This window comes from Microbacterium saperdae, from assembly GCF_006716345.1.
GTDB classification, from domain to species: Bacteria; Actinomycetota; Actinomycetes; order Actinomycetales; family Microbacteriaceae; genus Microbacterium; species Microbacterium saperdae.
Window position 1 is genome coordinate 2709186 of the sequence record NZ_VFOX01000001.1, and the last position, 15065, is coordinate 2724250.

12 protein-coding genes are annotated in these 15065 nt (G+C 70.0%); 6 read left to right on the forward strand and 6 right to left on the reverse strand.

Annotation, left to right across the window (positions count from 1 at the left end; translation table 11 throughout):
• Positions 1-4: 4 nt before the first annotated feature.
• Positions 5-820 (reverse strand): SDR family NAD(P)-dependent oxidoreductase, encoded by an 816-nt coding sequence (locus FB560_RS12875; protein ID WP_141872733.1) that lies wholly within the window; start codon positions 818-820, stop codon positions 5-7.
• A 73-nt stretch (positions 821-893) separates the two neighbouring features.
• Positions 894-1724: an SDR family NAD(P)-dependent oxidoreductase gene (locus FB560_RS12880; RefSeq protein ID WP_229673083.1), complete on the reverse strand. Its 831-nt coding sequence runs from the start codon at positions 1722-1724 to the stop codon at positions 894-896.
• Positions 1725-1901: 177 nt separating this feature from the next.
• Here FB560_RS12880 and FB560_RS12885 point away from each other — a divergent pair, with 177 nt between their 5' ends.
• Genes FB560_RS12885 through FB560_RS12895 form a run of 3 tightly spaced genes read left to right on the forward strand, consistent with a single transcriptional unit; the run spans position 1902 to position 5879 of the window.
• Entirely contained in the window at positions 1902-3356 is a 1455-nt protein-coding gene (locus FB560_RS12885) for an APC family permease (protein WP_141872734.1), read from the forward strand.
• Between the two features lie 38 nt (positions 3357-3394).
• Entirely contained in the window at positions 3395-4234 is an 840-nt protein-coding gene (locus FB560_RS12890) for a molybdenum cofactor biosynthesis F family protein (RefSeq protein ID WP_141872735.1), read from the forward strand.
• A 1-nt stretch (position 4235) separates the two neighbouring features.
• Entirely contained in the window at positions 4236-5879 is a 1644-nt protein-coding gene (locus tag FB560_RS12895) for an amidohydrolase (RefSeq protein WP_141872736.1), read from the forward strand.
• Positions 5880-5943: 64 nt separating this feature from the next.
• Here FB560_RS12895 and FB560_RS12900 read toward each other — a convergent pair whose 3' ends face one another.
• From FB560_RS12900 to FB560_RS12915, 4 genes are all read right to left on the reverse strand, one after another.
• Positions 5944-7407, reverse strand: a complete 1464-nt coding sequence (locus FB560_RS12900) for a GMC family oxidoreductase (protein WP_141872737.1) — start codon at positions 7405-7407, stop codon at positions 5944-5946.
• Positions 7408-7410: 3 nt separating this feature from the next.
• Positions 7411-8850, reverse strand: a complete 1440-nt coding sequence (locus tag FB560_RS12905; protein ID WP_188895098.1) for an aldehyde dehydrogenase family protein — start codon at positions 8848-8850, stop codon at positions 7411-7413.
• Between the two features lie 209 nt (positions 8851-9059).
• The gene (locus FB560_RS12910) at positions 9060-10643 is read right to left on the reverse strand and encodes an HNH endonuclease signature motif containing protein (protein ID WP_170198119.1); all 1584 of its coding nucleotides are present in this window, start codon (positions 10641-10643) and stop codon (positions 9060-9062) included.
• A gap of 261 nt (positions 10644-10904) precedes the next feature.
• Entirely contained in the window at positions 10905-11342 is a 438-nt protein-coding gene (locus tag FB560_RS12915; RefSeq protein WP_188895074.1) for an Lrp/AsnC family transcriptional regulator, read from the reverse strand.
• Positions 11343-11494: 152 nt separating this feature from the next.
• Here FB560_RS12915 and pdhA point away from each other — a divergent pair, with 152 nt between their 5' ends.
• From pdhA to FB560_RS12930, 3 genes are read left to right on the forward strand one after another with little or no spacing between them, the layout of a single operon-like run.
• Positions 11495-12619, forward strand: a complete 1125-nt coding sequence (gene pdhA / locus FB560_RS12920; protein WP_141872739.1) for a pyruvate dehydrogenase (acetyl-transferring) E1 component subunit alpha — start codon at positions 11495-11497, stop codon at positions 12617-12619.
• Positions 12616-13647 carry an alpha-ketoacid dehydrogenase subunit beta gene (locus FB560_RS12925; RefSeq protein ID WP_141872740.1) on the forward strand — a complete coding sequence of 344 codons (1032 nt, stop codon included), beginning with the start codon at positions 12616-12618 and terminating at the stop codon, positions 13645-13647. Before pdhA ends, FB560_RS12925 begins: the two co-directional genes overlap by 4 nt.
• Complete coding sequence (locus FB560_RS12930; RefSeq protein WP_141872741.1) at positions 13644-15047, forward strand: dihydrolipoamide acetyltransferase family protein; 1404 nt, start codon at positions 13644-13646, stop codon at positions 15045-15047. The genes FB560_RS12925 and FB560_RS12930 overlap by 4 nt, the downstream gene beginning before the upstream one ends.
• The last annotated feature ends 18 nt before the right edge of the window (positions 15048-15065 follow it).

Genomic DNA, 15065 nt, shown 5'->3' on the forward strand with positions numbered 1-15065 from the left:
GCGCCTACATCCCGGCGTGGTCGAAGGCGATGGTCGGCACATCCACCACGTGCGATCCCCCATCCGCCACGATCACCGACCCGGTGATGTACGAGGACTCGCCCGAACCCAGGAAACGCACGACCGAGGCGATCTCGGCCGGACGGGCGGGGCGCCGCAGCGGCACATCGGCCGTGACAGTCGCGTAGGCCTCCTCCCGGGACTCGAGGCCGGCGTGCGAGGCGAACTCGTCCATCTCCTCGTCGGCCATCGGCGTCTGCACCCAGCCGGGGCACACCGCGTTCACCCGCACGCCATGTCGGCCGTAGTCCCGCGCCAGCGTGCGGGTGAGTCCGATCAGCGCGTGCTTGCCGACCGTGTATCCCGCGACCGATGGGCCGGCGAACAGCCCGGCGAGCGACGACACGATCACGATCTGCCCCTTCGACTCGAGCAGCGCCGGCAGCGACTCCCTGGCCATCACGAAGGCCGTGGTGAGGTTGGCGCGGATCGCCGCATCCCACCCCGCGTCGTCGGTGTCGGCGACCGGCGAGAAGCCGTGCCCTCCGGCATTGGCGACGAGCACGTCGATGCGCCCGAAGGTCGCCAGCACCTCGGCGACAGCGGCCTTCGCGGAAGCCGTGTCGGCGGCATCAGCGACGACCGGGTGGGCACCGACGGCGCGCTCCACCGCCTGCAACGGTTCCGGCCGGCGACCGACGACCACGACGTGCGCGCCCTCTGCCGCATAGCGCTCCGCGATGGCGGCGCCGATGCCGGTGCCGCCTCCCGTGATGACGACGACGCGTCCGGAGACCGTCGATCCGACCGCAAGTCCCATGTCTGCTCCTTGTGCTGGTGTGGGGTTGTCTGTTCCGGCGCGGGTGCGCGAGATGTCGAAGGGCGATGTCGCGCTAGGCGGGGAAGCCGGAACGCGCGCTGAACCCGAAGTCGCTGAGGAGTGTGGTGCCGGACACCGCCCGGCCGCGCGGCGAGACCAGGTAGACCACGTGCGCGGCGACCTCCGCCGCCGCCTGCACGGGGAAGGCCGGGGCGTCGAAGGCCTCGGCTCCCAGGTCTCCGCGGCTCATCGGGGTGTCGACGATCGACGGCGCCACGGTGTTCACCCGGATGCCGGTGCCGGCCAGGTCGACCGACAACGCACGCGCGAACTGCACCAGCGCGGCCTTCGACGCCGCATAGGGCGCCATCCCCGGTGAGGCGACGAACGCGGAGTCGCTCGAGAGCAGGACGACGGATGCCGCGGCGACGGCGCGCAGTGCAGGGAGCGTGTGCCGCAGCACGAGGAACGCGCCGGTCACATTCACCGCGAACACGGCGTTCCATTCGGCGAGCGACGTCTGCTCGATCCCCCGACCGACCGGTCCGGAGATCCCGGCGCAGCACACCACGGCGTCGAGCCGACCGAGCTCGGCGATCGCGGCGTCGACGGTTCGCCGCACCTGCTCCTCGTCGGTGAGGTCGACGACGAAGGCGGCCGCATCGCTGTGGCCCTGCCCACGCAGGGCCTCGGCCGTCTCCGCCAGCGCCGCCGCATCGCGGTCGAGCAGCGCCACGCGCACTCCCTCTGCGGCGAGCGCGAGCGCGGTCGCCCGGCCGATGCCGCTCGCGGCACCCGTGACGAGGGCGGTCGTTCCGGCGAGGTGGAGGTCCATCATGTCCTTCGACCGCGACGTCTGCGCCGGAGTGGCGCGTGAGGAGGACGGCGGTGTCTTCTCCGTCATCCTGCCCCTCGCTCTCGCCGAGGCGAACGGGACGATGCGGGCTGTGCACGCTGACACCATCGTCTTTCGCTCAGGGTCAAGCGCGGTCGCCGCTGCGCGAGCAGACTCGCTCTATCGACGATCCCCCTCGTCGTCGATGCCGTGCACGCACGGCCGTCACCGAGCAAAGGAGCCGACGTGGCAGACCCGACATCTGCGGCCACGACGCAGAACAGCACTTCCCTCCGACCCGGCGCCCTCGGCGTCGCCGGCATCGTCTTCCTGGTGCTGGCGGCCGTCGCGCCGCTGACGGGCATCGTGGTGGTCGCCTCGCTCGCGATCGCTCTCGGCAACGGCGGCGGCACCCCGATGTCGTTCTTCCTGGTCGCGGCGATCCTGCTGCTGTTCGCGGTCGGCTACGCGCAGATGTCGAAGCAGCTGGTCAACGCCGGAGGGTTCTACGCCTTCGTCGTGAAGGGCCTCGGCCGCACGGGCGGTCTGATCGCCGGACTCATCGCCACGCTCGGCTACAACTTCTTCGTGGTCGGCACGATCGGCACCAGCGGCTTCTTCATGCAGACGATCATCCGCGACCTCACCGGCCTCGACGTGCACTGGCTCGTGTGGGGGCTCCTGTCGATCGTGGTGTGCTTCGTGCTGGCCCGCATCGGCGTCGACTTCAGCTCGAAGGTGCTGGGCGTCTGCCTCGTCCTCGAGGTGCTCATGCTGGTCGTGTTCGACGTCTCGGTGCTCGTGCAGACCGGATACGACCTGGGCGCGTTCAGCCCGGAGGCGGTGTTCTCCGGATCCCTCCCGATCGGCCTGCTGCTCGCGGCCACCGGCTTCCTCGGTTTCGAGGCGACCGCGCTGTTCAGCGAAGAGGCGAAGCAGCCGCTGCGCACGATCCCGCGGGCGACCTACACCTCGATCATCGCGATCGGCATCATCCTCGGCATCACGACCTGGGCCGTGGTGAGCGCGACCGGCGTGGCGCAGGCGCAGGCGACCGCGCTGGAGCACCTGCCGACGGGCGACCTCATCTTCACGCTCTCGCAGCAGTACCTGGGCGGCCCGCTCACGACAGTGATGATGGTGCTGCTCCTGGTGAGCCTGTTCGCCGCGATGCTGGCGTTCCACAACTCGGCCACCCGCTACCTGTACTCGCTGGGACGGGCGCGGATCCTGCCGCAGGCCCTCGCCCGCACCCGGTCCAACGGCGCCCCGCAGCTCGCGGGGATCGTGCAGGCGACCTTCGCCGGCGTCGTCGCGATCATCTTCGCGATCGCCGGGGCCGACCCGATCGTCACCCTCGTTCCTGCCATGCTCGGCTTCGGCACCCTGAGCGTGCTGATCCTGCAGGGCCTCGCCGCCATCTCGATCGTCGTCTACTTCCGCCGCGGCCGTGACCCCCGGTGGTGGAGCACGTTCATCGCCCCCGGCATCGGCTTCCTCGGCATCGCCGCGATCTCGGTGCTCGCGATCGTGAACTTCAACATCGTCGCCGGCTCCGAAGAGCTCGCGATCCGGTTGATGCCGCTGCTGCTCGTGCTGGCCGTCATCGGCGGCATCGTCTACGGCATCTACCTGAAGCGCGCGAAGCCGGCCGTGTACGAAGGCCTCTCCTCCGACCTGGAGCAGTTCAGCAACCGTTGACGCTCCCCGCATCCGCCCCTCCGAGAGAAGGAACACGTATGACCACGCTGAACCCCGCCGACACGTCCACCTGGCTCCCGCTCGAGGGACTCGCCCCCGGCTTCGACGCCAACAAGGCTCCGCACACCACCGCGCTGAGCGGTCGCGAGATCGCTGTCGTCGACGCCAGAGGGACGCGGATCGTGCACCGCTTCTCCGACACCACGGTCGCCTGGGAGTACCAGCCCGGGGCAGATGATGACACGGCGGCCGCAGCCGACACCGACGCCTACGAGGCCTTCGAGGTCGACGAGGAGCTGTACTTCGTGCAGTTCCACCACCGCTACCTGCCGAACGAGGCCGTCTCACTCGTGGTCGACCTGCGGCAGGGCCGGGCGCTCGCGATCATCTCGATCATCCTGCCCGCCCCTGAGAAGGGCCGCACCCGCGTGCAGCACGTCTTCGCGCCCAGCGTGATCGAGGGCGTCGAGGTGTCCGGTGCGGAGGCGGCGCCCACCACGACGCTCATCGGACGACGGGTCGAGTGGGTGTACAGCACCGAGCACGCCTACGAGCACGTGTACCTGTCGCCGCGCTGGTACTCCTGGCAGTGCCTGGCCGGCCCCGAGCGCGGCCTCGCCGACACGGACGAGAACAGCGTGTGGGAGGTGCGTCCCGGCATCTACATCTTCGCGTGGCGCGAGAAGGTCATCCCGTGCGCCTCGGTGACGATCGCCGACCACCGCGACGTCAACGCGATCCGGTCGCACGGCGTGCTGTTCGGACTCGACGAGACCGGCGAGGTGCCGACGCACTTCACGTTCGGCGCACACGGACGTCTGCTCTCGACGACGCTGCACACGCCGGAGCTCGAGCCCGCCACGTTCGGGGACGCCTGAGATGACGGAGGTCGCCGACCTCATCGTCACCGGTGCCGTGATCCGCACCGCGGATCGGACGAACCCGGTCGTCGAGGCGTTCGCTGTGCGCGACGGGAGGATCCTCGCCCTCGGCTCTGCTGCCGACATCGAGCGGTTCCGCGGACGACGCACCAGGACGCTCGAGGTCGGCGACGCCGCCGTGTACCCCGGCTTCGTCGACGTGCACAACCATCATGCGCTGGCGGGACGCACCGATCTGTTCGAGCTCTCACTGCCACAGGCACTGACGCTCGACGAGATCCTCGACCGCGTGCGCGACAAGGCGGCCTCGTTGCCGCAGGACGCCTGGATCGTGGGCGGGGCCGTGCCGACCACGCTGCTGCCGACCCTCGCGAACACGGCCTCGCGTCTGCGGTTGGACGAGGCCGCGGGAGGGCGCCCCGTCGTGCTGGTCGAGGACTCGCGCCACAACCGCTGGGCGAACACCCGGGCACTGGAGCTGGCGGGCATCACGGTCGACAGCATCCCGTCGTCCGGTGTGACGATGCTCGACCCCGACGACGGCACCCCGACCGGCGTGCTGCTCGAGGCGGCAGGCATCCCGGTGCAGGAGGCCTACGACCGCAGCGGCGGACTCACGCCGGCGCAACACGCGGCGGCCTCCCGCCGCGGTGTGGAGCTGCTGAACTCCTTCGGCATCACCACGTTCCAGGACGCCGGAGTGTCGGTCGAGATCCTGCAGGCGCTGGCCGACCTGGATCGCGCCGACGAGCTCCATGCCTGGGTCGTCTCATCGCTCCTGATCAACGACGAGATCTTCGGCTTCGACCCGATCGGCGAACCGCTGATCGCGCGCGGCGAGGAGTTCCGTACCGCGCACCACCGCCCGGACTTCGTGAAGATCTTCCTCGATGGGGTGCCGCCGGCGCGCACCGCCTCGTTCCTCGAACCGTATCCGGAGGATGCCGCGCATGGCGCGCACTTCCACGGCGAGACGACCATGACCTTCGACGAACTCGCCGGCTGGCTCCGTGCGGTCGCCGCCCGCGGCCTCGGCGCCAAGGTGCACTGCACGGGAGATGGGTCGGCTCGACTCGTGCTCGACGTCGCCGAGGCGCTGCGGGCCGAGGGCATCACCACGCCGATCCAGATCGCACACGGACAGTTCCTCGCCGACTCCGACATCCCCCGGCTGCGCGCGCTCGACGTCTCCGCCGATATCTCCCCGTTCATCTGGTATCCCGGGGTCATCCCGCAGGCGCTCGCGGATGTGCTGGGCGAACGAGCGGAGCACTCGCAGCCGAACCGCGCACTGATCGACGCGGGCGCGCTCGTCGCGGGAGGCTCGGACTGGCCGGTGAGCGAGTCGCCGAACACCCTCGAAGGTCTGCAGGGGCTGGTGACCCGTGCGGATCCGCTCGGTCGCGCACCGGGGGTGCTGTGGCCAGCGCAGGCGATCACGGCCGAGGAGGCACTGGAGGTCTTCACGATCAACGCGGCGACCGCCATGGGCCTGGCCGCCGAGACCGGTTCGCTGGCCGTGGGCAAATCCGCGGATTTCGTGGTGCTCGCGCGCGACGCGATCGCCGGCCCTCCTGACGAGATCGTGCACACCGAGGTGCTGTCGACGTGGTTCGCCGGCCGTGAGGTCTACTCGCGCTGAACGCGCTTTCGGTGCAGACAAGAACCCCCGCCTGTTCGCAGGCGGGGGTTCTTCTGTGCTCGACTCAGCCTTCCAACACGAACGTCGCGCCGCGTTCGCCGATCATCGCGGCGGGGGCGTTCGTGTTGCCGGTGGGAACCGTGGGGATGACGGAGGCGTCGATCACGCGCAGCCCTGGGATGCCATGCACCCGCAGCTGCGGGTCGACCACGGACTCCGTGCCGGTCCCCATCCGGCAGGTGCCGACCTGGTGGTGGTAGGTGATGGCCGTGCGCCGCACCCAGTCCTCGACATCCGCATCTGCGACATCAGGACCCGGGTACACCTCGACCGCGCCCCACTCCTCCGCCAACGCCGGGCGGGCGCCGATCCGCCGGCACTGGCGCACGGATGCGGCGAGTGACGCCACATCGCGGTCGTCGGCGAGCGCGGCGAGGTCGATGAGCGGCGGGTCGGCGAGCCCGGGACCGGACAGCGTGAGGGCACCGCGGCTGTGCGGAGTGACGAGCCCCGCCATCAACGAGAAGCCGTCATCACCCTGCGGCTCGAGCTCGCCCCACATCGGCACCGAGAACAGGATCGGCTGCGTGTCGGGCTCGGCGAGGTCGTCGCGACTGCGCCAGAACAGGTGCGTCTGAGTGACCGAGACGCCGGGCTGCGGCGGTCCGACCGGCCGCTCCGTCGTGAAGATCACGGGCGACAGGAGGTGATCGTGGAGATTCTTCCCCACGCCGGGCAGGTCCTGCACGACAGGGATGCCCAGCGCCTCGAGCTCCGCCGCGGGGCCGATGCCGGAACGCAACAGGATCACGGGGGTGCCGATGGCGCCTGCCGAGAGGATGACCTCATCGGCGCGCAGCTCTTCTGCCGCCGCGCCCTCCCCCAGTCGCACTCCGACCGCGCGACCGTCTTCGATGATCACCGAGTGCACTTCGCGGCCGGTGATCACGGTCAACCTGTCGGCGACGGGCTGCGCGTACGTCGTCCAGGTGTTCGCCCGGCGGCCGTCGCGCATCGTCACCTGTTCCTGCGAGATGCCGTCGAGCGTGCCGCCGTTGTAGTTCGGGTTGTGCGGCAGACCCTCCTGCACCGCAGCGTCGATGATGGACGCCTGGATCGGCGACAGCGGGTAGTCGTCGGTCACCGGCAGCAGGTCGCTCTCGATCGCGGTGAACACCGGCTCGACCGCGGACCAGCCCCATCCGTCCGCCCCGCCGCGTTCCCATCCGTCGTAGTCGGAGGCGGCACCACGCACCCAGATCATGGCGTTCAGCGCGTGGGATCCGCCCGTGACCTTGCCGCGCGGCAGGTGCAGCCGTCGTCCGGCCGCATGCTCCTGCGGCACCGTGAAGAAGTCCCAGTCATCGGCGGAGTGCCAGAGCTCTCCGGCGCGCGCGGGGTCGTGGATGGCCGGGTTGGTGTCGTAGCCTCCGGCTTCGATGAGCGTGACCTCGACGCCGGCATCCACCAGACGCCGCGCGACGATCGCGCCCGAGGTGCCCGCGCCGACGATGATGACGGAGCCCACGGGTCAGGCCTTCCGACCGGGGCCGGACACGACCTGGGTGACGGCCACGGACTTGAGCCCCTCGACGCCGAACTCCAGTCCGTAACCCGAGCTCTTGACACCGCCGAACGGCACCATCGGGTGCAGCCCGCCGTGCGAGTTGATCCATACCGTGCCCGACTGCATCCGCGATGCCGCCGCCCGTGCCGCTTCGGGGTCGCTCGACCAGACGGAGGCGCCGAGGCCCACGTCGACTGCGTTCGCGAGCGCGAAAGCCTCGTCGACGTCGCTGTAGCGGATCACGGGGAGAGCGGGTCCGAACTGCTCCTCCTGCACCAGGGCGGCATCGTTCTCGATGTCGGCGACGATCGTGGGGCGGTAGAACAGCTCGCCGAGCTCGGGGGCGGCCTCGCCACCGGTCGCGATGCGCGCACCTCGGCTCTTGGCGTCGTCCACCAGACGGCTGACGATGTCGAACTGCGCGCGGTTCTGCAGCGGTCCGAGCACGTTGTCCTCGTCGAGCCCGTTGCCGATCGGTACGGATGCCGCGATCTCCGCGAGCGCATCGACGACCTCGTCGTACACGGAGTCGTGCACGTAGAGGCGCTTGAGGGCGGCGCAGGTCTGGCCGGTGTTGATGAAGGCTCCCCAGAACAGGTCCTGCGCGATGCCGGCGACATCGGTGTCCGGAAGCACGATGCCGGCATCGTTGCCGCCCAGCTCCAGCGTGAGGCGGGCGAGGTTGCCTGCGGAGCTCTCGATGATGCGGCGACCGGTGGCCGTCGATCCGGTGAACATGATCTTGTCGATGTCGGGATGCGATGCCAGCCGCGCTCCGACTTCGCGGTCACCCGAGACGCCGATCAGGACGTCGGCAGGCAGGTGCTCGTTCATCACCGCGAGCATCGCCAGCACGCTGAGCGGGGTGTACTCGCTGGGCTTCGCGACGACCGTGTTGCCCATGCGCAGCGACGGCCCGATCTGCCAGATGGTGATCATGAGCGGCCAGTTCCACGGCCCGATCGCGCCGACGACTCCGGCGGCCTTGTAGACGAGCTCGGCGTGCAGGTTCTCGTCGTCGACGAGCACCTGCGATTCCAGCACGGTCGCGGCGTTGGTGCGCAGCCAGGCGGAGCAGGCGCCGAGTTCGAACCGCGCGTTGGGGCCGTTGAGCGGCTTGCCCTGCTCCCGTGAGAGCAGATAGGCGAGTCCTTCGGCGTTCGCGTCGATCGCGTCGGCGACGGCGAGCAGCACCTCGATCCGCTTCTCGTGGCCGAGGGCCTCCCACGCGGGCTGCGCCGCCTTCGCGCGCGCGATGGCATCGTCGAGCTCGGCGACCGAGTGGACCGGCGCGCGACCGATGACCTCTCGCGTCGCCGCATCCGGGATATCGCGCCCTGCGCCCTGCGGCGCCTGGATGCGGTCGAGCAGCGCAGCAGCTGCGGAGGCGGCGGATTCGGACATCGGGACTCTCCTTCGAGCGGGGTGCGGCCAGCGTGAAGAGACTGGTCGTCTTCTCATTCTCGATCGCCGCCTGCGACCCCACTTGTCGAGGAGTGCGCCGCAGATGTCCCAGTGCGAAGGGATGCTCCCGCATGCGACATCTCACGGTGTGCGGTTGCCCGGAGACCGCGGTCGCCCGGGGGCTTGCGGCGTGTCCGCCCGCCGCACTCCTACCGTCGAAGCGCCGTGCCCGACCGGATCCTTCGCGTGCGGGGCACCCCGGGTCGTGGTGTGCGCCATCGTCGTGTGGGGTCCCACCACGCGGGTCCGCGGACGGTGGGCGTGCCGTTGTCCATGCGGATCTCCCACCCCGAGGTTTCCAGGGTGCGGTGGTGGTGCCAGCACAGGGTGACGCCGTTGTCGGTATGCGTCGGCCCGCCGCGGGAGTGTTCCTGCACGTGGTGGATCTCGCACCAGGCTGCGGGGACGTGACATCCCGGGATCAGGCACTCCGTGTCGCGGAGGGTGATCGCACGGCGTTGGTGGGTGGTGAAGATGCGGTCGGTGTTCCCGATGCCGATGATGCGGCCTTCGGGGTCGAACAGCACCCGTTGGATCGTCCCGCCGCAGGCGGTGTGGCGGGCGGCGGCGATCGTGGTGGGAGTGTCGATCCCGTCGATGTGCGCCCACCCGCGCCCGGTCGCATAGTCCTGCGCCGCGACGGACACGATCAGCGTCGGCGCCGCCCCACCCAGTTTCGGCATCTCCTCATGCCGGGCCGCGATCCCGAGCATCGCCGCGAACGCATCATGCTGCTTCTGCGCACGCGACCGCGGGTCAACCTGCCCACCCGGATCCCCCGACGGCAACACACCACCATCCCGACCCTGCCGATCCTGCACAGCCTGCACGCCCTGGACACCCTGGACACCCTGGACACCCTGGGAAGCGTGCGCGTCCGGGGAACCGTGGGCATCACCCTCTTCGGACAGCACGAACCGCACCCCCAGTACCGGGGGCCCGTCCACCTTCGGGTTCAGATACGCATCCCAGATCCGCTGCAACTGCCCCGCCGTCTCCGGCAACAAGTCCCCATGGATCGGGATCAACCCGTTCTTCACCCGCCCGAGGATCACCCCGCGGCCGCGCATCGCGATCTCCTCCGCGGGCTCGGCGCCGTCGGGGTCGAGGAACATCACGATCCGTTGCGCGAGGATCCGCAAGTCTTCCGGCGTCGCCGCCGGCCCGACGCCCGGGTCACCAGCATCGACCTCGACCTCGACCTTGGCATCCGACCCGGCGACCGCGAACCCGCGCGCATACCCGGCGAGTTCCGCATCCGCCCGTACCCGGTCCGCCGCTCCGACGCGTCCTCGCGCCTGCTCGATCGGCCCGGTCGCCGCCAACAGCCCGGTGATCCCCACCGTCCCGTCCACGAGCGCCTCCCGCAACCGCGGCCACAACGCCGGCAACCAGCCCCCGGAACTGATGTCCACCTCTCGGCGCACCAGCCGTGCGGCCTTGATCACCCGCCCCGCACCCGCCGCATCCGTGCGCAGCACCCGTTGCAACAGCTCGCTCACGCTGCGGCACCCGAACTGTCCACAGAACGCGGGATCCCCCGACCCCGCCGGCCGTGCCGGCACCGCAGCCACCGTCTCCACGACCAACGCCTCCGCCCGCCGCACCACCTCACCCGCCGCGCGCAACACGTCCAGTTTCTCCGCATCCGACACCCCCACCACCGACCCCGCACGCAGCAGCCCGTCGAGGTCGCTCACGACCTGATCGAGCACATCCACGGGGTGGTTCATACCCCTCATCCAACCCGCACCCACCGACATTCCGACCTCGAAACATGCCAGGTCAGAGCAATATTCCGGAACACAAAGCGGGTTCACTAGCTCTCCACAGCAGCCTCGAAAACCCCGCACTTCCACACACCCCGGGGACCGCCGCGTCCCGCCATCCGTGGCTCATCGAGTGCACGGCATCGACGCGAGCACACGACTCATACCCGTCCACTCGTCAACACCCTGTGCACTCGGCAACAGGGCAGCGGCGGCAGCGAACGCTCACACCCGGGTGAAGTCCTCGAAGATCAGGATCGTGCGGGTCGAGCGGATCGAGGGGATCGCCTGGATGTCCTCCAGCACGATGCGGCGAAGGTCGCGAGCGTCGCTCGCACGCACCAGCAGGATCACGTCGTAATCGCCGCCCACCAGCGCCATGTGCTCGATCTCGGGGATCGCGCGCAGCCGGGCACTCACGTCCTGCCAGGTCGCCTGCTCGATCGCGAGGGTCACATAGGCACTCGCGTGATGCCCGAGCAGCACCGGGTCCGTGCGCACCGTGTATCCCGTGATCACCCCGGCATCCGTGAGTCGCTTGATGCGCGCGTGCGCGCCGGCACGGGAGATGTGCACGGCATCCGCGATCGCCGTCATCGAGGCGCGCGCGTCACGACGCAGCTCCTCGAGGATCGCGTGGTCGACCTCATCCAGCACCGCCATGGGAACCCCCTCGTTCTGTCACCGAATTCTGACACTTCGACATTCAGATCGGCAATAACCAACCGATCATCCAGTATTCCGCGCCGCATCTTGGACGACTGTCGCAAAGGAGGCAAGCTTGCCCCATCGAGTTCGGCAAGGAGGGCGAACGGATGCTGCACACGGAACTGCTCCCGCGAGACACCGCGGTCCGTCTGATCGACGAGAACGGCACCGCCGTTACGGATGAGCACTACGCCCTGCCCGACGCCGACACCCTCGTGCGCGCCTATCGCGGACTGATCGAGGGCCGCCGCATCAACGATCAAGCCGGCGCTCTCGTGCGCCAGGGCCGACTCGCGGTCTACCCCTCCTCGCACGGCCAGGAGGCCTGCCAGGTGGGAGCGTCGATGGCGATCGGCGACACGGACTGGCTGTTCCCGACCTACCGCGATTCGGTCGCCGTGATCGCCCGCGGCGTCGACCCCGCTGACGCCCTGGTGCTCCTCAAGGGAGACTGGCACTCCGGCTACGACGTCCGCGCGCACCGCGTCGCTCCGCAGACCACGCCGCTCGCGACCCAGCTGCTGCACGCCGTCGGGTTCGCGCAGGCCGCGAAGCATCGCGGCGAGGACACGGTCGTGCTCGCGCTCTGCGGCGACGGCGCGACAAGCGAGGGCGACTTCCACGAGGCCCTGAACTTCGCGGCGGTGTTCCACGTGCCGGTCGTCTTCTTCGTGCAGAACAACGAGTTCGCGATCTCGGTCCCGCTCTCCCGGCAGACCGCCGCGCCGTCACTGGCGCACAAGGCCATCGGCTACGGGATGCCGGGGCAACGAGTCGACGGCAATGACGTCGCCGCCGTGCTGGCGGTGCTGGGGGAAGCGGTCGAACGCGCCCGCACCGGCGGAGGGCCCTCGCTCGTCGAGGCGCACACCTACCGGATGCAGGCGCACACGAATGCCGATGACGACACCCGCTACCGCGAGCGTGAAGAAGTTCAGGCCTGGGGGGCACGGGATCCGCTGGTGCGTCTGCGCACCTACCTCGCCGGCATCGGCGCACTCGACGACGCCGCCGAAGCGCAGTTCGCCGCAGGCGCCGAGACGATCGCCACTGCGATGCGCGCCGCCCTGAACACCGATACCGACCTCGACCCCGAGGACCTGTTCCGCTTCGTCACCGAGACGCGATCCCCGCAGCTCGAGGAGCAATGGGCGCTGCTGCGCGGAGAGATCGAGCGCGGGCGACCCGAGAACGCCGAGAACGCCGCGACCCCGACCGGAGGCCACCGATGACCATCGCACACGACGACGTCCGCGTCGCCGACCGATCGGACCGCGACGTGACGACCCTCAGCATGGCCGCGGCTCTGAATCTCGCCCTGGCGGACGCGATCGCACAGGATCCCGACGTGGTGGTGTTCGGCGAGGACGTCGGCGCACTCGGCGGCGTGTTCCGCATCACCGACGGGCTCACGGCCCGCTTCGGCGAAGACCGCTGCTTCGACACTCCCCTGGCGGAGTCCGGAATCGTGGGCACCGCCGTCGGCATGGCCATGAACGGCCTGCGGCCCGTGGTCGAGCTGCAGTTCGATGCGTTCGCCCTCCCCGCCTTCGAACAGGTCGTCAGCCACGTCGCCAAGCTCGGCAACCGCACACGCGGAGGGATGCGGATGCCGCTGGTGATCCGCATCCCGTTCGGCGGAGGCATCGGCGGCGTGGAGCACCACTGCGATTCCTCCGAGGCCTACTACGCGCACACACCCGGACTCACCGTGGTCAGCCCGTCCACCCCGCAGGACGCCTACTCGCTGCTGCGCGCCGCGATCTCCTCGCCCGACCCGGTGATCTTCCTGGAGCCGAAGAAGCTCTACTGGACCAAGGGTGAGGTCGACACCTCGCTCACGGCCGAGCTCGGCACCGCACGCATCGCCCGCGACGGCACCGATGTGACCCTCCTGGCCTACGGCGCCTCCGTAGCGCTTGCTCTGGAAGCCGCGGACGCCGCCGCCGCAGAAGGGCGCAGCGTGCAGGTCATCGATGTGCGCTCGCTCTCGCCCTTCGACGATGAGACCGTGACGGACGCGGTGCGATCGACCGGACGCGCCGTCGTCATCGCCGAGGCCCCGGGCTACGCCTCGGTCGCCTCCGAGATCCAGGCGCGCGTCTTCGAGCGCTGCTTCGAGTTCCTCGCCGCGCCGGTGCGGAAGGTCACGGGCTTCGATGTGCCCTACGCGCCGCCGAAGCTCGAGCATTGGTATCTGCCCGACGTCGACCGTGTACTCGACGCGATCGACACGCTGCACTGGGATGAGGACGCATGAGCGCGCCGAGCACCACCACCCACGTCTTCCGCCTGCCCGACCTCGGAGAGGGTCTGACCGAGGCCGGACTCGTGCAGTGGCTCGTGGCGGTCGGCGACACGATCGCGACCGACCAGCCCATCGCCGAGGTCGAGACCGCCAAGAGCGTCGTCGAGCTGCCCTCCCCCTTCGCCGGGGTCGTGACGGCGCTGCACGGAGAGGCCGGAGACACGATCGACGTCGGCGCCCCGGTGCTCGAGGTGGCGGATGCCGCGCAATCCTCCACCCCGCAGAACGAGATGCAGAACGACGTGGAGCACGAGGCGTATCGCGAAGAGGAACGCGCCGGGTCCGGCAACGTGCTGATCGGCTACGGCACCACCGAGAGCACCTCGAAAGGACGCCGACGTCGGCCGGCCGCCACCGCCCCGCGCTCCGGCGCGACCGCGCCATCGCCGGTACCGAGCGTTCCGACGGCCACAGCACCCGACCGCTCCCCGGCTGCGGATCGGCGCCCCGTGGCCGTGCGCTCCCCGCTCGTGCGTCGTCTGGCGCGCGATCTCGGCCTGGACGTGCAGACGATCGCCGCCACCGGGACCGACGGCGCCATCACCCGCGCCGATGTGCTGCGGGCAGCGGTCGACAACGCCGTCGACGGCGCCGCCGCACATCAGCGCGACGCCGCCGCACGCACCGCGCCACCGTCCGGTGACGTCATCGACGGGCTCGCCGTGCTCTCCCGAGAGCGGATGTCGCCGCTGCGGCGAGCCGTGAGCGCGAAGCTCAGCCGCAGCAGGAGCGAGATCCCCGAGGCCACGGTGTGGGTCGATGTGGACGCGACCGAACTGTGGGGGCTGCGGGCGCAGATGGCGCCGGTCGACGGCAGAGCCCCGTCGATCACGGCACTGATCGCGCGCTTCGTGCTGATCGCCCTCGCCGACTACCCGATTCTCGCCTCGCGCCTCAGCGAGGACGGCAGCGAGCTGATCTCGTTCGACGGCGTCAATCTCGGCGTCGCGGCTGACACCGAGCGCGGGCTGATGGTGCCGGTCATCCCGCACGCGCACACCCTCACGATCGAGCAGCTCGACGCCGGCCTGCGCGAACTCGCTGCGACCGCACGCTCGGGATCGATGGCCCCCGAACGGCTGCGCGGGTCGACCTTCACGCTCAACAACTACGGCGGGCTGGGGGTCGACGGCTCAGCGGCGATCATCAACCATCCCGACGTCGCGATCCTCGGGATCGGCCGCATCATCGAACGCCCATGGGTCGTCGACGGTGCGATCGTCGCCCGACGCATCGCCCAGCTCTCCCTGGTGTTCGACCACCGGGTCTGCGACGGCGGCTACGCGGCGGGCTTCCTCCGCCGCGTGACCGAGCTCATCGAGCATCCGCTCCGCGCATTCGGGCGGATCTGAGGCGAAGCCGGGGCGTCG